The organism is Vibrio sp. C8, assembly GCF_054051265.1.
This window is the reverse complement of sequence record NZ_JBPAOE010000015.1, coordinates 1-19,274: the sequence shown is the minus strand read 5'-3', so window position 1 is coordinate 19,274 and position 19,274 is coordinate 1. Positions and strand designations below refer to the sequence as shown.

Below are 19,274 nucleotides of genomic sequence, written 5' to 3'. Positions count from 1 at the left end.
AGAGATGCCCGTTTGGGTATCTCGCTGCAAAAAAGGAATGATGCGTGATCAAGTTTCAACAGGTGAGCAAGGTATATCGAGGCGGGCGACAAGCTCTGCAGAAAGTCGATTTTCATTTACGTCGTGGTGAGATGACCTTTCTGGGTGGGCACTCTGGCGCGGGTAAGAGTACTTTGCTTAAGCTCATTTGCGCTATTGAGCGACCTACAGACGGCAAAATCAGTTTTAACGGCCATGACGTCACACGTATTCCAAACAAAGATATTCCCTTTTTGCGTCGTAATATCGGCATTGTTTTCCAAGATCACCGCCTTTTGATGGACAGAACCGTGTTTGACAACGTTGCGTTGCCGATGCGAATTGAGTCTATCTCTGAAAACGATATTAAGCGCCGAGTTTCGGCAGCGTTAGATAAAACTGGTTTGTTGGATAAAGCTCGTTGTTTGCCGAGTCAGTTATCAGGTGGTGAGCAGCAACGTGTTGGTATTGCCCGAGCCGTGGTGAATCGTCCGACATTATTATTAGCCGATGAGCCTACGGGTAACTTGGACCCAGAACTATCAACTCGTATCTTGCATCTGTTTGAAGAGTTTAACCGCGCTGGAGTGACCATTTTACTGGCAACCCACGATCATAACTTAGTGAATTCTCGCCCTCAGTATCGCCACTTAGAGTTAAATCAGGGCTTTTTAAGTGAGGTTGAAGATTATGGCCGTTAATCCTAAAAACAAAAAAACGACCAAAGCTCGTGATGCAAAAAGAGTGAAAACCGATGGTTTTTTAAAAGTGCACATTAAGCAAGCAAAAGCCTCTTTCTCAAGCCTGTGGCAGCGCCCTATGGGTAATGTTCTCACATTGGCTGTTATCTCTATGGCATTGACCCTACCAGCGTGTATGTATTTGCTGAGCAAGAATATTGCGTCTGTGGCAGGCAATGTAGCGAGCCCTTCTCAAATCAGTGTTTACATCAAAGAAGATACGCCTGAGCCAAGAATCATGGTGTTGAAAGACGAAATCGAAAGCCGTGCTGAAGTGGAGAAAGTCGATTATATCTCTCCGCAACAAGGTCTTGAGGATTTGAGTCAGCATTCAGGTTTCGACCAAGCTATCAGTCTGCTCGATGAATATTCATTGCCGGGTGTGCTGATTGTTTCTCCAAACGTGGAAACGGACCAGGAAATAAAGGCGATTGCTGATTCCATCCGAGAGCAGGAAGGGGTAACAGACGTACGTTTAGACGAAGACTGGCTCGCTCGATTAGATGCTATTCGTAATCTAGCTACGATTGTGGTTATCAGTTTGTCATTATTAATGCTGGCTTCGGTGTTTTTGATTATCGGTAACACACTTCGTTTTAACGTTCAGGCCAACAAAGAAGAAATTCAGACTATGAAGCTGATTGGTGCGACCGATAGCTTTATTCTGCGCCCTTATTTATACGTTGGTATGTGGTTTGGTGTTTTGGGAGCCGTATCTGCTTGGCTACTAACAGCCTTTATCACCATAGTGCTGAATGGGGCCGTGGAAGATTTAGCTAAGTTGTACGACAGCCAGTTCCGGTTAATCGGTTTAAATTGGGATGAATCTTTACTACTACTTATGCTGGGAACGGCCTTAGGTTGTATCGCGGCGAAAAGTGCAGCTCAACGCCACTTAAAAGAAATTGAACCTGTGTAGCGAATCCTTGTCATTATTAGGTGAAAACAATATTTGAGGGGCTAGTTGACTTGTCACTAACATTTGTTTATGCATAATAACCAATCGGTCTTGAATACTGTTCATTTTGGGTTCAAGATTGTTAGATTAAATTGGCTCCAGATCAGAGATTGATGAGGAATTGAATGGCTACGTCAACATATCAATTAGCGCTTGTTTCGCAAGATAGCTTAGATAGTTATATCCGCACAGCGAACAGTTATCCTATGCTGACCGCAGAGGAAGAGCGAGAGCTTGCTGAGAAGTTGCATTATGAAGGTGATATCGAAGCGGCTAAAGGCTTGATTCTGTCACACCTTCGTTTCGTTGTTCACGTTGCTCGTGGTTATTCTGGCTACGGCTTGCCATTAGCGGATCTTGTTCAGGAAGGTAACATTGGTCTGATGAAAGCGGTAAAACGCTTTAACCCTGAAGTGGGTGTAAGACTGGTATCTTTCGCGGTTCACTGGATCAAGGCTGAAATCCACGAGTACGTATTACGTAACTGGCGTATCGTGAAGATTGCGACAACAAAAGCGCAACGTAAACTTTTCTTCAATCTACGCAAGTCGAAAAAGCGTTTAGGTTGGTTTAACAACGGTGAAGTTGAAACTGTTGCTCGTGAACTGGGTGTAGAGCCTTCAGAAGTTCGTGAAATGGAATCTCGCTTAGCGGCACAAGATGCAACATTTGAGTTTTCTGCTGATGACGATGACAACAGCAGCTCTTACGCGGCTCCAATGTTATATCTAGAAGACAAGCATTCAGATTTAGCCGACAACCTAGAAGAGCAGAACTGGGAAAAACATACGACAAAACGTCTGAGTCTTGCTTTAGCAACTCTTGATGAGCGTAGTCAACATATCGTGCGTTCGCGTTGGTTGGATGATCAAAAATCAACCCTTCAGGAATTGGCCGATATGTATGAAGTGTCTGCTGAGCGTATTCGTCAGTTAGAAAAGAATGCGATGAAGAAATTGAAAGAAGCGGTAGGCGAGTTGTAATCCCTAACCATTCTATAAATACAAAAAAAAACCGAGGTCTGTTGATCTCGGTTTTTTTATGCCGGATCGAAAACGCTCCTTAACGGAGTATCGCTAACTGTGGATAAGTCTGTGGTAAATTTATTTACTGACTGTCATCAAGTAGGGTAAATAAAGGTATGAACGCTGTTTTTTATTTGGGGATACTTTTAGATCTACACACAGAAAGAGCAGGATCATCACTAGATGTTGTGGATCGATCTTAAGAAAAACACTTTATCACCGCAATCCACAGGATTATCCACAGTTGATGAACAAATGATCGCTGGTGGATAACCTTACTCAGCCCATGTACTTGTCATTCTCTGGATAGGTTACAATGGCGCTGAAAAAATATTACTAAAGTGAGAGTAAATCATGGACCAATTTCAGCACATTGATGTAGCGGGCGCTCAAACCCTCATCGAACAGAATAATGCCAAGCTAGTGGATATCAGAGATCCCCAGTCGTTTGCTGTTGCACATGCAAAAACGGCATTCCATTTAACCAATGACAGCATCGTTTCATTCATGGAAGAGGCTGAATTTGATCAGCCTGTTTTGGTTATGTGCTATCACGGAATTAGTAGCCAGGGTGCAGCCCAATACTTGGTTAACCAAGGCTTTGAACAGGTGTATAGTGTGGATGGTGGTTTTGAAGCTTGGCATCGTGCCAACTTACCTGTCGAAGTGAGTTAGAAAAACAGATGATTAGATTGATCACTTTAAATAACCCTCGAATGGCGCAAGCATTTATCGATTACATGGCGTCACGGCAGATAGAGATAAGAATGACGTCAGAGGGAAGTGGTCAATTTGCCTTGTGGTTGATGGAAGATGAACATCAACTGGAAGTGGAACACGAAATAGAGCTGTTCCTCGCCAATCCCAATGACGGTAAGTATCAGGCTGCGTCTTGGGATATGGCAGAAAGTCGTAAACCTCAATTCCGGTACCACTCACCTAGTATGATGGCAATGCTCAAAGCCAAAGCGGGTCCATTAACGCTATCCATCATGACGGTCTGTGTTGTTATCTTTGTTTTACAGCAAATAGGCATGTCAGATGCGGTGTTCTCCGCATTACATTTCCCAGCAGAAAGCGGTCAGCAATGGCAGTTGTGGCGTTGGGTAAGTCATGCACTACTGCATTTTTCTGTCTTACACATAGTGTTTAACTTGCTATGGTGGTGGCAATTTGGCGGCGATATCGAAAAACGCTTGGGTAGCTTTAAGTTACTGCAGATTTTTTTAGTCTCTTCTGCTTTTTCTGGTGCTGGGCAATATTGGGTAGAAGGCGCTAATTTTGGCGGCCTATCGGGAGTGGTTTACGCTTTAGTCGGTTATTTATGGATGCTAGGTTGGCGAGTACCTCAGATGGGGCTAGGCATTCAGAAGCCACTGGTTGCATTTATGCTGGTTTGGTTGGTGCTTGGTTTTATGCAACCCTTTATGGCGATTGCCAACAGTGCTCATTTAGCAGGTTTGGTGGTTGGGGTCTTGTTAGGGCTCAATGATGCGAGTCGATACTCTCTGAAGAAACAAAAAAACGGCTCATGAGCCGTTTTTTCTAAGGGATAATTCGTTGTACGTTTCACTATTGGTATAGATATTTTGTGAACAGCAGATCGGCGATGATGGTACGCCCTGTTTCTGGCAATAGCGTATTATTCAGCTGCTCTACTAAGGTTTTACGAATATCTTCGCGACCAGCTAATGACTTAATTACATCTTCGTTTTGTTTACCCAATAGCTCGACAACCGCATCTCTAATTAAAGGTTGGTGTTTTTCTATCAATGGTAAATCGGCGCTGTTGCTTACCATGACATCAATACGCACTTGGATATACCCCAGCTTTTTACCCTTGGTGTAAAAATTCGTGGTCACATCCGGCTCGAGAGTGAAATAAGCCAGCTTTGGTGCTTCTTCTTCAGCAATAGCTAAGCTGGAAAATAAAAGGCCAAATGCGAGTATTATCGGAGATAGGTATTTTCTAAGCATATGTCTATTAATTCTTTTCTCTGTTCAAGATACTCGAACTGCCCGAGTCTTGTTACAATAGAGCATCTTTTTGTAAATAAAAATACTCTATTAGGTTTCATGTCCTTGGTTTGAGACCATGAGCGGACTTTCTTTCGAGACTACTGCTCGCTGTATTGAATATTAGTATGAATCAATCAATTTCGCTGTACCTGACTGCTTTAAGCCAAGTGAACTGGTTATCGCCAGACGAATTCACATTTCCAGATCCTAATGCAAAAGCTTGGTTGCTAGAGCAGGGTTCGCTTTCCCGTCGATTATCGGACAACTGTCAACAACTGACGGTTGAGCTACTGCACAACCAATGGGTGGAGTCTTCGTTTCTGGACAAGAGTGAATCTGAATTGTTGCCAACAGAACCGTGTCTTTTGCGAAAAGTCATTCTACAAGGAGATGGTAAGCCTTGGATAGTCGGAAGAACATTGATTCCAAAATCATCAGTTCAGGATCAATCGCATAATCTCGAACACCAAGGTGAAATACCACTTGGACTGACAGTATTCAGTACTGATAATGTTAAGCGAGATAAGTTGCAAGTGGGTTGGGTTGAAACACCAGATGGCTTGCTTTTGGCGCGACGTTCACGTTTATGGATGAACAATAAACCTATGTTAGTGGCTGAATTATTTCTGAGTGATTCCCCTGCTTATTTTTTCTAAGGAGCAAGTATAAATGAGCGCTGTAAAGGCAAAGGCATATTGGCAGCTAATGCGAATGGATCGTCCTATTGGTTCATTACTGCTTCTGTGGCCTACCATCTGGGCACTTATTTTATCGGCTCAAGGTTTTCCGGATATCAAGGTTCTTATCGTTTTCGTCTTAGGTGTCTTTATGATGCGTTCGGCTGGATGTGTGATCAATGATTTCGCCGATCGAAAAGTCGATGGACATGTAAAGCGCACTTCGCAGCGTCCTTTACCATCAGGAAAAGTGTCAGCAAAAGAGGCGGTGATTTTGTTCCTCGCGTTATCTATTGCGTCGTTTCTGTTGGTATTGACCATGAACCCACTGACAGTTCAGCTTTCCTTCGCGGGTTTAGTGCTTGCCTTCATCTATCCCTTTATGAAGCGGTTTACTCACTTGCCTCAACTGTTTCTCGGTTTAGCCTTCAGTTGGTCTATCCCGATGGCATGGGCTGCACAAGCTAATGAACTGCCGTTAATTGTCTGGTTTGTTTTTGCGATTAATGTGGTGTGGACCGTTGCTTACGACACCCAATATGCCATGGTCGATAGAGATGATGATTTGGTCATTGGCATAAAGTCGACCGCTATTCTCTTTGGCCGCTATGACAAAATGATCATCGGTGGCTTACAGCTTATGACGATTGCGATGTTGATTATGTTGGGCAATTATTATCAGCTGGGTGCGAGCTATTATTGGGGATTGCTTGTGGCTGGTGGGTTGTTCGTTTATCAACAGCATTTGATTCGCCACCGAGAAAGACAGCCTTGTTTTCAGGCATTCTTAAACAATAACTATGTGGGCATGATTGTTGCGGCTGGATTGCTGATTTCATACTTCTGATTTAAAAACAAAAGGCATCCAGTGGATGCCTTTTTTGTCTTCGCTATTTTTATTTCACAAGATGTTGGTCGTATTGATAAATACTTTCTTGAATGGTCAGCCTTACTTCTGGATAAAGCATGCCGTATAACTTTTTAGCCAGACGTTTTGTCTGCTCAACGTTACATTCACCATCATTGTCTAAGTAGCCTTCCGATTTCAACGTTACAAATAGTGCTGAGAACACACCTTTGTCGAAGAACTCTGGTGCGTTAATGCCGTGCAGACGACCGAGACGTTGAGCAATTTCTTGGCTCTTCACTTCTAAATCTGACTTACCAAGTTCTGGGTTCTCTACCAGCAAGTTCAGAGCAATTGCATAACGTTGCAGTGTTTCTGAAATTGTGCGACCTAGTAGCATCAACACTTGAGTTTTCGCTTGGTTGATCGTAACCATACCATCATAAATTGAGATTAAATCTTGGCGCTCTAACTCATCCAAGTAGTGTGTCACTTTCTCAGATAACAGCTCACTATCAAGACTTAGGAAAAGCTCTTGTTTTAAGAACGGGTAGATAAGTGCAACGTTTTCCTGAATTTTCTCAACGCTGAGTTTCTGCTGACGAATCAGCATTTGAGCAATCAAAGACGGCAGTGCAAGTAAGTGGATGATATTGTTGCGATAGTAAGTCATCAGAATCGACTGGTTACGGTCTAATGAAATAATGTCGCCCATGGTATCGGACTCAATCACAAACTTGTCGAGCGATTCGGCGTGATTTACCAAGCTTTCCGCATTGTCATCAGGAATCGTAGACGTGTTGGAATAAGGAACATTGCGCAGAATGTTCAAGTAGCAATCAATTTGATTGATTAGAGTATCTCTTGATAATGCACGTTGACGAGAAGCAAGCAGTGCCGTTGCACACAACGTTAGCGCGTTAGTTGCTGCTGCGTCGTTAATGTGCGTCATCATCTTAGTTGCAAGCTTGTTCACCACAGGGTTCATCCATTGTGGTTTCGTTGCTCCGATAGGATCGATATCTTGAGTCCAAGTCGGTACTTGCTCATTCAAAAATTGATTCAGTGGAATTGGCTCACCAAAGTTCACATAACCTTTACCGAAGTTACGCAGTTTACGAATAGTACGTATCACTAAGCCTGCGTTCTCTTTCTCTTTTTGCTTTCCACGCAGTTCTTTGGCGTAAGTGCTAACTTCCATTACATGCTCGTAGCCAATATAGACAGGCACAAGTGTTACGGGACGATTTAATCCGCGAAGCATGGCTTGAATGGTCATCGCCAACATGCCTGTTTTCGCAGTCAGTAGACGCCCCGTACGTGAACGGCCACCTTCACTGAAATATTCAACCGAGTAACCTTTAGAAAACAACTCAGCTAGGTATTCACGAAAAATGGTGGAATACAGCTTGTTGCCTTTAAAACTGCGACGCAAGAAGAATGCTCCACCACGGCGGAATATAGGGCCGGCTGGGAAGAAATTCAGGTTAATACCGGCGGCAATATGGGGTGGTACTAAGCCTTCGTTGTACAAAACGTAAGACAGAAGTAAGTAGTCCATGTGACTGCGGTGACAAGGAACATAAACGATCTCATGCCCGTCTTGTGCTAGGCGACGTACGGTTGAAGCGTTGTTGATGTTTAAGCCTTGGTATAAACGATTCCAAAGCCAGCGTAAAACACGACTGCCTTTTTTCACCAAGGAGTATGAGAAGTCCGCAGCAATCTCATCCATGATGTCATGGGCTGCTTTGCGAGCTTTCTCAATCGAAATGTTTTTAGCTTGGGCTTCGTCCCGAATGGCTTTATCAATCGCAGGAGACTGCATCAATCGGCGGAATAGTACTTCTCGTTGAGGAAGATTAGGACCAGAAGCCGCCAGTTTCTGACGAGAGAAGTGAATACGTGCCACGCGAGCGAGTTTATGTGCAATGGCTTCATCAGTTCCGTGCGAATTTGCCATATGGCGCAGTGATACCACTGGGCTAAATCGCACCAAACAGTCTCGTCCAGCGAGAATAACCGCTTGCGCTTTCTGTAAGCCATTCATGGGTTGCAGATATGGCTTGTCACTGCCTTCTTTACCGGGTTTTCTTCCCCACAGAACCGAAGCCGGAATCACTTGTACATCAAGTTCTAAATCATTGTGATGCAGAGCTAGAAGCTCAGTGAAAGTTGCGATGGAGTCGCTTGGTACATGGTTATCATTCTGTAGTAACGTAGGACGAGAAGAGATAAACACGTAACGCTTTAAAGTCTTGCCCTGAATGTCTAGTGGAGTCAGTGGATCCGGCAAGCCTGCTTCTTTCGCGTGAGTTTGCAGTGTCAGCAAATCAATGTTTGAACGGAAAGGTAGTACGTAAATGATTGGCTTGTTAATATCGATGCCGATATCTTCAATCGGATTTGACGGAATTACTGTCCCTTTGACGAGTAGCGTTGTCGGTAACTTTAAAAGCGAACGTGATAGTGATTGTCCAGAAGACATAAGAGTTCAAAGCCTCAAAAATCAGTACAAAAACTCAAGAGTATTTCCGTGTTCCTAAACCATAGGAGAAGGAAAATGGAGATGCACCTAAGTAGGTCTATATTTTTCGAGCTGCAAGAATACCAGAAACTGGTCAAACCTTTTAATTTTATTCAGTGATGTTTGCTTTTTGCGCGGATATTCTGAATTTTTTCTCAGATTGATTTTGCTAATACATGGAATAGTAGTGTGTATAAAAAGAACCCCCAAGGGCTAATGCGCCTTTTTAAAGCAACAGGTTATTCGTACAAAGGTATTTGTGCGGCATTCAAACATGAAGCGGCATTTCGTGAAGAAGTATTGCTAGCGGCTGTCGCTATTCCTTTCGCCATTTGGTTAGATGTGTCGCAAGTCGAGCGTATTCTGATGATATCGAGCGTGCTACTGATAGTGTTGGTTGAACTATTGAATAGCGCATTGGAAGCGGTCGTCGATCGTGTTGGTCAGGAGCACCATGAACTATCAGGACGAGCCAAAGATATGGGCTCCGCAGCGGTATTTATTGCGATGATTATTGCAGGTTACATTTGGCTGGAAGCCCTATTTATCTAAAAAATAATCGATTGGCTTTGCATTTAATTAATTACTGGATATACTCACAGTCAACTGTATAAAAAAACAGGTGAACTATGAAGCCGTTAACGCCACGCCAGCAACAAGTTTTTGATCTAATCAAAAGCAAAATAGATGAAACAGGAATGCCACCGACTCGTGCTGAAATCGCACGTGAACTGGGTTTTCGTTCTGCAAATGCAGCAGAAGAACATTTAAAAGCTCTTGCTCGTAAACAAGCAATTGAAATCGTGCCGGGAGCTTCTCGTGGTATCCGTATTCTACTGGAAGCGGCGAACGAAGAAGATCAAGGTTTACCGCTGATTGGTCGCGTTGCGGCTGGTGAGCCTATTTTGGCTCAAGAACACGTAGAATCCCATTACCAAGTGGATCCAAACATGTTCCGTCCACACGCTGATTTTCTATTACGCGTTCACGGTGAGAGCATGAAGGACATCGGTATTTTGGATGGCGACTTACTTGCTGTGCATAAAACTCAAGACGTGCGTAACGGACAAGTTGTTGTGGCTCGAGTTGAAGATGATGTGACGGTTAAACGTTTGGAGCGTCACGGCTCAAAAGTACTACTTCATGCTGAGAATGAAGAGTTTTCTCCAATTGAAGTCGATTTAACCTGTCAGAATCTATCTATCGAAGGTATTGCGGTTGGTATTATTCGCAATACTGACTGGATGTAATCATACCTTTCTGGCGTTATTTTTAGGTTTCACATCTGCGCGATGTACCCGAAATTTAAAGGTTTGCAAATCTAATTGATATTCATTATCATCTTCTTTGTCGCGATACAAGGAAGATGATGATGCGCTCCCCCCACAAGCAAAACTCACAACGCTATCAAATCCCTACCAGTTTGGTTCAACCTCTTTGGCTACGTAGTCGTGAAAGTTTGGTCGATAACGGCCTTGTTTATGATCCTATTGCAGCCACCGCCTGCCAACGTTGTCATTTAGCGCCGGATTGCATCAGTGGCGATATCGATCAGAAGCAACTTCTTCATGTCACTCTCACCCAACTGTGTGACAAGCAAGTAAATCAATTTTTAGAAGCACATCCTGATGGATGGATTATTAACGTCGGTGCCGGTCTGGATACACGTTTCTACCGAATTGATAACGGACGCTGTCATTGGATTGAGTTGGATGTGACTGAGAATCTGGTGTGGCGACAAAAACTGTTTCACCGCAGTGAACGTTATTTACATCAGTGTGGCAGTGTCGGGGAAATTGATTGGTTAGAGCGTTTACCAATCCCAGAGTACGCACCAGTTTTAATTCTATGTGAACATGCGCTACTTGATTGTGATTCGATACAAGCGTCGAGATTTATTCGATCTCTAGGGCTCAGTTTTGCTAATGCGAGCGCTTGTCTTGTGCTGGCAGGAGATAAAACATGTACCCATTTGGGACAGAAAATGGGTTCAGGCACTTATGCTCATGGTTTTGCCACACCAAAACAGGCGGTAATGAACTGTTTACCTTGGGCGCGACAAGTGAAAATTGCGTCCCCTCTCGATAGCAATTGTGGGCGTTGGAAGTTTTGGCAACGAGTGTTGAGTAAATTTGCTGGGTTAAAACAACGATTTACTCCGGTTGTTGTACAAGTGCGTTGGTAGGCGGCCGTAGTCGATAGTCCTTAACTTAGTTACATTTTGTTCTCTAATGCAAGGAGCAAAGTCGTGGCATTCTTTATGGTTGGCCATGCTCAGTTTTATGATAATTCGTGGACTAAGTCTGGCTATGGTTTTGGTAGGGCAGTGGAAACGGGGCATCTTCTTTGTTTAACACTGTTATTTTCTGATCCAAATAAAAAATCGCAGCCCATAGAGCTGCGATTTTTTATTTAACTGATTTTTCCGCTCAATTATGAAAGCTAAAACAGGCGATTTAAGCCATTCAATGCAGCTACGCGATATGCTTCAGCCATTGTCGGGTAGTTAAAAGTGGTATTGACGAAATACTCGATGGTATTTGCTTCCCCTTTTTGTTCCATGATGGCCTGACCGATATGGATGATTTCCGCAGCACGCTCACCAAAGCAGTGAATACCTAAAATCTCTTTCGTTTCACGGTGGAAGAGAATCTTCAAACTGCCAACATCTTTGCCTGAGATCTGTGCTCGTGCCAAGTGCTTGAATGAAGAACGACCCACTTCATAAGGCACTTTCGCGGCTGTTAATTCTTGCTCTGTTTTACCAACTGAACTGATTTCTGGAATGGTGTAAATGCCTGTTGGGATATCTTCAATCAGTTTGTTTGTGGCTTGTCCTTGAGAAATCGCTTGAGCAGTGAAACGACCTTGGTCATAGGCGGCACTTGCAAGACTTGGATAACCAATTACATCACCCACAGCGTAAATATGGCTTACTTCTGTCTGGTAGTTGCTGTTAACACTTAGCTGACCACGAGAATCTGCTTTCAGTCCAACTACTTCAAGATTCAGCTTGTCTGTATTACCCGTACGGCCGTTTGCGTAAAGCATACAGTCAGCTTTCATCTTTTTACCTGAGTTCAGGTGAACGATAATACCATCCTCAGTGCCTTCGATTTTGCTGTATGTCTCGTCGTTACGAATAACCACGCCACTGTTCCAGAAGTGGTAAGACAATGCATCTGATGTTTCGTTGTCTAAGAACGAAAGCAAGCGGTCGCGTGTGTTAATTAAGTCTGTTTTAACCCCTAAACCACGGAAGATAGAAGCATACTCACAGCCGATGACACCCGCGCCATAAATGATGATGTGTTGTGGGTCGTGTTCAAGGTTCAAGATAGAGTCACTGTCATAAACGCGTGGGTGACTAAAATCCACATCGTCTGGGCGATAAGGGCGTGAGCCAGTAGCAATAACAAATTTATCTGCGGTGTAATTTTCAACCGTGTGATCGCTTTTTGTCACTGCAACAGTATTGGCATCGATAAAACGTGCTTTGCCAAAGATTAAACTGCACTGATTACGATCGTAAAAGCCTTGGCGTAGACGCGTTTGCTTATCAATAACGTTTTTAGCATGACCAAGGATAGTAGAAAAAGTTGAGTGAAGACTGGAGTTGTTGTTGCAGAACAAAGGGTTGCTATTAAATTCGATGATACGGCTAACCGCATGACGCAATGCCTTGGAAGGGATAGTTCCCCAGTGTGTACAACCACCGCCTACGCTGCTTTCTTTTTCAATAATGGCGACATTCATCCCCGCTTTGGTTAACCCCATTGCTGCACCTTCACCGCCAGGTCCACTACCTATTACGATGACGTCAAAGTGGTTATTCAGTGCCATAGATGATCCTTGTTATAATTTGGTTAACATTGCGATAGCGAGATTTTAACTGATATGTGCTAAGCGTGAAACTTAAACCCCTTATAGAGTGGAGAGGATCACGAGATTAAAACAAATATCGCTGATTTAACGCTTAAGTCGGGCAGTTGATGAAAAATGCAACGGTTATGTTAGGAAATTGTCTGATGCTTCAAAATGGTCTGTTTTGCCTCTTAGACATGTTGGTTAATCGCGCTATAGTAGGCGACTTTAGTGACTGACTTGGCAGGGCTTGGCTTAAAATGAAATCCACGGGAATTCGCGCACAACAGAAAGAAAAAACGCGTCGTTCGCTGATTGATGCGGCATTTAGCCAATTAAGTGCTGATCGTAGTTTTTCGAACTTAAGCTTACGTGAAGTCGCACGAGAAGCGGGGATAGCCCCAACCTCTTTCTATCGCCACTTTAAAGATATGGATGAATTGGGTTTGACCATGGTTGATGAAGGCGGATTGTTACTGCGCCAGCTCATGCGTCAAGCACGCCAGCGTATTGTTAAAGAAGGAAGTGTGATTCGCACATCCGTAGAAACGTTTATGGAGTTCATCGAAAGTAGCCCAAACGTGTTTCGTCTATTATTGCGGGAACGCTCTGGCACTTCGTTTGAGTTTCGTGCGGCAGTAGCGCGTGAGATTCAGCATTTTTCTGCCGAACTTTCTGAATATCTGATAGCGACAGGTATGAATCGTGAAGAAGCCATCACTCAAGCGGGTGCTTCAGTCACATTAGTATTTAGCTCTGGTGCAGAAGCATTAGACTTAGATCGACGTGATCGCGATGAACTCGCAGAACGTCTGATCATGCAACTGCGAATGATAGCCAAAGGGGCTTTCTGGTATCGCAAAGAACGTGAACGAAATCGACTAAAAGGCGGGATGAATTAATGTCAAATGAAAGTAGCGGCTCAATCAATCATGGTTCAGAACGTAAAACACTGATACTTGCCTTAATCGCGGGTATGTGTGGTGATGCTTTACTGTCTTGGATGACCATCAGTGAAGTCTCTTTTTCTATTTTCCCTGTTATCGCTTTGGTGCTGTCTGTGCAGGCGCTGTATCAGGAGTACTTACGTAATCCTGTTGCGGAAGACATTCCATTAGTAGGTTTGGCGTGCTTCTTTGTCGGTGCTTTTGGTCACTCGGCATTTGTTAAGGCTCAGTATCCAGAAGCGGGGTCTAACTTCTTTTCGATAATCGTAGCTTTAGTACTCTTGTTATGGGTTGGAAAGAAGCTAGGATTTATTGGCCATTCTGAATAAGTACACATCAGCTAAATACAAAAAAACGAGCCAATTGGCTCGTTTTTCTATTTGTAAACTGGTGAATTACGCTTTTCGCTCCAGCATCACTCCCGCTTCCATATGGTGGGTGTAAGGGAATTGGTCAAACAATGCAAAGCGAGTCACCTTATGTGTCTCACACAAAACATCTAAGTTTTCTTTTAGTGTTTCTGGGTTACATGAGATATAGAGAATGCGCTCATAGCCCTGAACCATCTTACAGGTATCAATATCCATCCCTGAGCGAGGCGGATCGACAAAGATGGTGTTGCAGTTGTAGCTTTTTAAATCAATACCTGCATCTTTCAGGCGGTTGAACTCACGTTTGCCTTCCATCGCTTCGGTAAATTCTTCTGCTGACATGCGGATGATTTGTACATTGTCGATCTTGTTTGCAGCAATGTTGTATTGTGCTGAATGTACTGATGGTTTGGCCAACTCAGTTGCCAAGACGCGGTCGAAGTTCTGAGCCAGTGCCAATGAGAAGTTCCCGTTACCACAATAAAGCTCTAGCAAATCGCCTTTGCTTTCTTGAGTGCAATCGACAGCCCACTCCAGCATTTTTTCTGCAACTTTACCGTTTGGTTGAGTAAAGCTGTTTTCAACTTGTTGGTAGATATAAGGTTGACCGTTCACACTCAGCTTCTCAACTACATAATCTTGATCCAGCACAATCTTCATTTTGCGTGCACGGCCAATAACGTTCAGATTAAAACCTTCATTCTGTAGTGTTTGTTTGAGTGCTTTTGCTGCTGTAATCCACTCTTCATCAAGTTGGCGATGATAGAGAAGAGATACCAGAACTTCACCACTCAGAGTGGATAAGAAGTCCACTTGGAAAAGTTTACGGCGCAGAGTGTCGTTGCCTTTCATGGCGTCTATCAGCAGTGGCATTAAGTCATTAATAAGGCGACTTGCTGCAGGGAATTGATCAACACGGTATTTTTCGCGAGTTTGCTGGTTGAACATGATGTAGTACATATCATCACCTTCATGCCAGATACGAAACTCAGCGCGCATACGGTAAAACTGAGCCGGGGACTCAAAGACTTCCAACTCAGGCACACCATAAGATTCAAACATCTCTCCTAGTCGAGTGATCTTCTCATCCAGTTGCGCTTGGTAGTTGTCTGGGTTTACATCAAGAGTCGCCATTGCTTTACCTTTTTCTGGTACGTTCAAATAAAGAGCGCAGATTTTATTCAATCTCCCGCTCATGTCCAGTACTCTGACTAAATTGATAGCTTTATCGATCGTAAAAACTATAGCTTATACCAATCTAAGCTAGACAAGTTATCGATTGCTCAATACTATCAACCGCAAGCTGGTGTTATTTAGAAGCCTAGATGGCTAAATAAACAAACTTAAAAGGGAATCTGGTGAAAATCCAGAACTGACGCGCAGCGGTAAGAGAGAACGAATACTCAAATGACACTGCAATTTGTGGGAAGTCGAGTTAGTAGGTTAACAGCTCTCAAGTCCGAACACCTGCCAGCAGCTGAGCAAATCAATGGGATGGACCCATGCTCGGTAGGATTAACGCGATTTAGGACAATATAATGAATAAATCCCTTCTAGCGGTGGCAGTGGCGTCGCTGTTTTCTCATACCTCTTTTTCATACGCACAAGAAGCAACAGCTGATGAGACTATTGTTGTAACGGCGAAAAGCGACAATGTGAATTCTATCTCTGACATTCCAGCGAATATTTTTGTTATCGATCAGGACGATATAAAAAGAAGTGGTGCATCGTCTTTGACATCACTGCTGAGAGGTAGAGCGGGCATCCAAGTTTCTGATACAAACTCAGGAGCATCCCTTTCAATGCGAGGTTTTTCAGGATCTCAAGCCATGCATACTACATTGGTTTTAGTGGATGGACGTAAGCTGAATAAACCTGATCAATCTGCTCCTCAACTGTCTTCTATTCTACTTAGCCAAATCGAAAGAATTGAAATTCTCTCAGGCAGTGCTGGAGTGCTGTATGGCGATCAGGCGGTAGGTGGTGTTATTAATATCATTACCAAAAAAGATGTTGAGTCACACGGAGAAGTAAGTGGTTCTGTCGGAAATAATGATTCATATGCTGGTAGTGTTTTTGTCTCTAATCAATTAAATGATGATTGGAGTATTTCTGTTAGCGCGAGTCAGGATAATAGTGACAATTATCGTGATCATAATACACGCGAGACAGGGAATGTGCTTGGTCGTCTCGATTTCAATCAGCAAGATAAGAAATTTTATGTGGAAGCGAGTTACTACGATAACTATCGACAATACGCCGGTGCTTTAACAGAACAGCAATATAATGAAGAGCCTAAACAAGCTCTGACCGATACTGATTATGGGCATGAAATTACTTCAGCATTTCGTGCCGGTTATCAGCAATCATTTGCGTCAGATTGGTCAGTAAAAGGAAATATCAGTTATTCGGACACGGAGCTTGATAGTCTGTTGACATCCTCTTGGGGTGTATCAAAGAGTGCGATAGAAAGTGATCTGTTGGAACTTCAACTGGCTATTGAAAAATCTATTAGTACGGATGCAGGAGAAGGTAATTTTCTATTTGGTACTGAGTTGAATAATAGCGATTATGTTGCAGAACGTGGTGGAACGGTAACCAATACGCAAAACCAACGGAATGTCTATTCTCAATTGAATTATCCTCTACTAGAAACTACTACTCTTATTGCTGGTGGTCGCTACAGTAGAGTTGAAGATCAAATCCAAAACGCCACAACGTATTCTGATGGTGAAACATTAAAAGAAGATGCTTCGGCATTGGAGCTAGGTATCAACGTTAAACCTAACCAGAATGTTCGTTTCTATTTCCGTGGTGAAAGCAACTTCCGTTTTGCTGATGTCGATGAACAAAATTACACTCCGGATGATGTGGACAGTTTAAAACCTCAGCGAGGACTTTCTCTGGAAGCCGGAGCGGATTACGTCATTAATGGTTATTCAGTCAAAGTTGATTTTTATCGTCTGACTCTGAAAGATGAAATTGTTTATGATCCTAGCGCTCCAGCTCCAAGTGGGTCAGGGTCTACGTCAGGCGCGAATGTGAATGCAGATGAATCTGAGCGCCTAGGTGGTAGCTTGTATGTTGATAAATATGTGACCGATACTATTTTAGTTGGTGCGGAATATAGCTACGTTGATGCTGAGTTTACAACAGGAGATAACGAAGGAAAGCAGCTATCGTGGGTCGCTAAGCATACAGGGCGCGGGTTCGTTAATTATGAGTTTATGGCTGACTGGAACTTGTGGTTAGAGGGCGTTTATGTTGGTGATAAATATAAAGACGGCGATAAGAGTAATACTCTTGGTAAATTGGATGATTATTGGCTAGGTAACTTGGCGATAAACTATGTACAAGACTCGTTATCATTTAAATTACGAGTAGATAATGTTTTTGATGAAGGGTATGCAGCCAGTGTGAATAGCTATGGTTCTTATTACCCTGGTAGTGGACGTGAGTATAAACTGACTGCTGCATACCAGTTCTAACGAATCCTTAAACCGCCTTCGGGCGGTTTTTCGCTATTTGGTGTTTTAACAATCATTGCCAATTGATATAGAGCGAGTATGATCGCTGCGTTATCGTTGTTCTATCTGGTTCCCATTGTGTCTAATCAATCTGTTCCTAAAGTTTTAATTTTCGACTCTGGTGTTGGTGGCTTATCTGTTTATAGAGAAATTGAAATGCGCCTGCCGCAGCTTTCTTATACCTATTTATTTGATAACGAGGCCTATCCATACGGAGAGCTAGACCAACAAGTCTTATTACAAAGAGTTGAACGGTTAATAACAGGGCTAGTAGAGGAAGAGGGTTTCGACATAGTGGTCATTGCGTGTAATACAGCAAGTACCATAGTACTTCCTACATTACGTTCAAAACTGTCTATACCCGTGGTAGGTGTTGTTCCTGCGATTAAACCCGCTTCTTCTATAGCGAATAAAGCTGTTGGGTTAATTGCCACCCCCGCTACTGTTACTCGCCAATATACACATGATCTTATTCGAAGCTTCTCAGCGGATAAAAATGTTGAGTTGCTGGGTTCGACACGCCTTGTTGATATGGCTGAAGAAAAACTGAGAGGCAAAGAGATTGATTTGCAGGAACTGCAAAATATCTTAAGTCCACTTATCAGCCATATAGATGTCGCGGTACTGGGGTGTACTCACTTCCCTCTAATCAGGGATGAGATCCAGCAGGTGTTAGGAAGGGATGTACTGCTGGTGGATTCAGGTGAGGCTATTGCGAGAAGAGTAAAATCATTACTTGGTATAGAAGGAAGTGTTTGCTCAGAGAACAAACACACCATTTATTCTAGTGCACCGCCTTGGGAAGAAAGTGCACTGAATGAAAGATTAGAACAGCTTGGGTTCTCTGCTATTCGTCCATATCCTCTTCTGAGTGTTTAGGGTCATTTGCAATTCTAACTTTAAGCGTTCTCTGCATGTAATCGTGCTCATTTAATGCATCAATCGCAGATTGAGCATGTGTTGCCGCCATAACTACAAAGCCAAATCCTCGACGTTTACCTGTTCGCTTATCTTTCATTAGGCGAACCGCAAACACATCACCATGCTGGGCAAATAAATCACGTACATGAGATTCGTTTGCTTTGTATGGCAAATTGCCTACATAAAGTGTCTTGGTTGGTAAGGCTGAATCATCATCTTCTTCTTTAGTAATAGATGGGGTTGATAGGAAAAGTTTAAATACAATAGTTGCTGCCACAACACCCACAATAAAACTTACAGCTGAAGGAATGCTTGGAATTAGAGAAATTATTGCACCGCCAATAATCGCAATCGCGATATTTAAAAACATTGGTTTATTTAAGTTCATAAAAGAATACTACTTGTAAGAATAAAAATTAGATGCGTATCTATGATTAACAAAATAGATACATCAATCTTACGTACATGCTTGAGTTTTTTCCAACCAATTGCTGTGACCCCCCTCAAATGTTGAAATTTTATTCGATAAACAGTGCTTTGCTTGCTTTTTAATCGAACGAAAATTTATTTGAAAAAAGTGCTTGTCTTAATCTCGTACCTCCCTATAATGCCGCCACACCGACACGGAGTGAGACGAATATCACAACGTATCGATTAAGAGAAAAAGTTAAGTTTGAAATAAACATTGACTCTCAAAAATTAAAGCGTACTATACGCACCCCTAGAGATGAGGCTTTAACGGCTGGAATCGATAGAAAAGCTCTTTAACAATTTAAACCTATCAATCTGTGTGGGCACTCGTTGATGAAAATCAAAGTTAAGTCTTCTCTCTT

19 protein-coding genes and 1 riboswitch are annotated in these 19,274 nt (G+C 43.0%); of the genes, 14 read left to right on the top strand and 5 right to left on the bottom strand.

The window, feature by feature from the left end:
* Nucleotides 1–44 precede the first annotated feature (44 nt).
* From ftsE to glpG, 5 genes are all read left to right on the top strand, one after another.
* The gene (gene ftsE / locus ACRQQK_RS10195) at nucleotides 45–719 is read left to right on the top strand and encodes a cell division ATP-binding protein FtsE (protein WP_042489747.1); all 675 of its coding nucleotides are present in this window, start codon (nucleotides 45–47) and stop codon (nucleotides 717–719) included.
* The gene (gene ftsX / locus ACRQQK_RS10190; protein WP_457511272.1) at nucleotides 709–1,677 is read left to right on the top strand and encodes a permease-like cell division protein FtsX; all 969 of its coding nucleotides are present in this window, start codon (nucleotides 709–711) and stop codon (nucleotides 1,675–1,677) included. The genes ftsE and ftsX overlap by 11 nt, the downstream gene beginning before the upstream one ends.
* A gap of 164 nt (nucleotides 1,678–1,841) precedes the next feature.
* The gene (gene rpoH / locus ACRQQK_RS10185; protein ID WP_457511271.1) at nucleotides 1,842–2,699 is read left to right on the top strand and encodes an RNA polymerase sigma factor RpoH; all 858 of its coding nucleotides are present in this window, start codon (nucleotides 1,842–1,844) and stop codon (nucleotides 2,697–2,699) included.
* Between the two features lie 396 nt (nucleotides 2,700–3,095).
* Nucleotides 3,096–3,416 (top strand): thiosulfate sulfurtransferase GlpE, encoded by a 321-nt coding sequence (gene glpE / locus ACRQQK_RS10180; RefSeq protein ID WP_457511270.1) that lies wholly within the window; start codon nucleotides 3,096–3,098, stop codon nucleotides 3,414–3,416.
* Between the two features lie 8 nt (nucleotides 3,417–3,424).
* Nucleotides 3,425–4,276 carry a rhomboid family intramembrane serine protease GlpG gene (gene glpG / locus ACRQQK_RS10175; RefSeq protein WP_457511269.1) on the top strand — a complete coding sequence of 284 codons (852 nt, stop codon included), beginning with the start codon at nucleotides 3,425–3,427 and terminating at the stop codon, nucleotides 4,274–4,276.
* A gap of 37 nt (nucleotides 4,277–4,313) precedes the next feature.
* Here the strand turns inward: glpG and ACRQQK_RS10170 are convergent, their stop codons facing one another.
* On the bottom strand, nucleotides 4,314–4,718 hold the full coding sequence (locus ACRQQK_RS10170) for a flagellar basal body-associated protein FliL (RefSeq protein ID WP_457511268.1): 405 nt from the start codon (nucleotides 4,716–4,718) through the stop codon (nucleotides 4,314–4,316).
* A gap of 167 nt (nucleotides 4,719–4,885) precedes the next feature.
* Between ACRQQK_RS10170 and ACRQQK_RS10165 the strand changes: the two genes are divergently transcribed.
* Nucleotides 4,886–5,416 (top strand): chorismate lyase, encoded by a 531-nt coding sequence (locus ACRQQK_RS10165; RefSeq protein WP_457511267.1) that lies wholly within the window; start codon nucleotides 4,886–4,888, stop codon nucleotides 5,414–5,416.
* Nucleotides 5,417–5,429: 13 nt separating this feature from the next.
* Complete coding sequence (ubiA, locus tag ACRQQK_RS10160) at nucleotides 5,430–6,284, top strand: 4-hydroxybenzoate octaprenyltransferase (RefSeq protein WP_457511266.1); 855 nt, start codon at nucleotides 5,430–5,432, stop codon at nucleotides 6,282–6,284.
* A 49-nt stretch (nucleotides 6,285–6,333) separates the two neighbouring features.
* Here the strand turns inward: ubiA and plsB are convergent, their stop codons facing one another.
* Nucleotides 6,334–8,772, bottom strand: coding sequence for a glycerol-3-phosphate 1-O-acyltransferase PlsB (gene plsB, locus ACRQQK_RS10155; RefSeq protein WP_457511265.1), 2,439 nt, complete (start codon nucleotides 8,770–8,772; stop codon nucleotides 6,334–6,336).
* 255 nt (nucleotides 8,773–9,027) lie between these two features.
* Here plsB and ACRQQK_RS10150 point away from each other — a divergent pair, with 255 nt between their 5' ends.
* From ACRQQK_RS10150 to ACRQQK_RS10140, 3 genes are all read left to right on the top strand, one after another.
* Nucleotides 9,028–9,363, top strand: coding sequence for a diacylglycerol kinase (locus tag ACRQQK_RS10150; RefSeq protein ID WP_180980177.1), 336 nt, complete (start codon nucleotides 9,028–9,030; stop codon nucleotides 9,361–9,363).
* A 77-nt stretch (nucleotides 9,364–9,440) separates the two neighbouring features.
* A complete protein-coding gene (gene lexA / locus ACRQQK_RS10145) occupies nucleotides 9,441–10,061 on the top strand; it encodes a transcriptional repressor LexA (RefSeq protein WP_457511264.1) in 621 nt (206 codons plus the stop codon).
* 116 nt (nucleotides 10,062–10,177) lie between these two features.
* Nucleotides 10,178–10,996, top strand: coding sequence for a class I SAM-dependent methyltransferase (locus ACRQQK_RS10140; protein WP_457511263.1), 819 nt, complete (start codon nucleotides 10,178–10,180; stop codon nucleotides 10,994–10,996).
* Between the two features lie 257 nt (nucleotides 10,997–11,253).
* On the opposite strand, the gene sthA is transcribed toward ACRQQK_RS10140, so the two are convergent.
* A complete protein-coding gene (sthA, locus tag ACRQQK_RS10135) occupies nucleotides 11,254–12,654 on the bottom strand; it encodes a Si-specific NAD(P)(+) transhydrogenase (RefSeq protein WP_457511262.1) in 1,401 nt (466 codons plus the stop codon).
* A 281-nt stretch (nucleotides 12,655–12,935) separates the two neighbouring features.
* On the opposite strand from sthA, the gene fabR reads away from it, so the two are divergent.
* Nucleotides 12,936–13,577, top strand: coding sequence for an HTH-type transcriptional repressor FabR (fabR, locus tag ACRQQK_RS10130; protein ID WP_042489723.1), 642 nt, complete (start codon nucleotides 12,936–12,938; stop codon nucleotides 13,575–13,577).
* The gene (locus ACRQQK_RS10125; RefSeq protein ID WP_457511261.1) at nucleotides 13,577–13,951 is read left to right on the top strand and encodes a YijD family membrane protein; all 375 of its coding nucleotides are present in this window, start codon (nucleotides 13,577–13,579) and stop codon (nucleotides 13,949–13,951) included. Before fabR ends, ACRQQK_RS10125 begins: the two co-directional genes overlap by 1 nt.
* Nucleotides 13,952–14,017: 66 nt before the next feature.
* Here the strand turns inward: ACRQQK_RS10125 and trmA are convergent, their stop codons facing one another.
* Nucleotides 14,018–15,127 carry a tRNA (uridine(54)-C5)-methyltransferase TrmA gene (gene trmA / locus ACRQQK_RS10120; RefSeq protein ID WP_457511299.1) on the bottom strand — a complete coding sequence of 370 codons (1,110 nt, stop codon included), beginning with the start codon at nucleotides 15,125–15,127 and terminating at the stop codon, nucleotides 14,018–14,020.
* 153 nt (nucleotides 15,128–15,280) lie between these two features.
* Nucleotides 15,281–15,482, top strand: a riboswitch (cobalamin riboswitch).
* A gap of 49 nt (nucleotides 15,483–15,531) precedes the next feature.
* Between trmA and ACRQQK_RS10115 the strand changes: the two genes are divergently transcribed.
* Both ACRQQK_RS10115 and murI read left to right on the top strand, forming a co-directional pair.
* Nucleotides 15,532–17,481, top strand: a complete 1,950-nt coding sequence (locus ACRQQK_RS10115) for a TonB-dependent receptor (RefSeq protein WP_457511260.1) — start codon at nucleotides 15,532–15,534, stop codon at nucleotides 17,479–17,481.
* 117 nt (nucleotides 17,482–17,598) lie between these two features.
* Nucleotides 17,599–18,399, top strand: a complete 801-nt coding sequence (gene murI / locus ACRQQK_RS10110; protein ID WP_457511298.1) for a glutamate racemase — start codon at nucleotides 17,599–17,601, stop codon at nucleotides 18,397–18,399.
* On the opposite strand, the gene ACRQQK_RS10105 is transcribed toward murI, so the two are convergent.
* Entirely contained in the window at nucleotides 18,368–18,829 is a 462-nt protein-coding gene (locus ACRQQK_RS10105; RefSeq protein ID WP_457511259.1) for an RNA recognition motif domain-containing protein, read from the bottom strand. The genes murI and ACRQQK_RS10105 overlap by 32 nt on opposite strands.
* Nucleotides 18,830–19,274 lie beyond the last annotated feature (445 nt).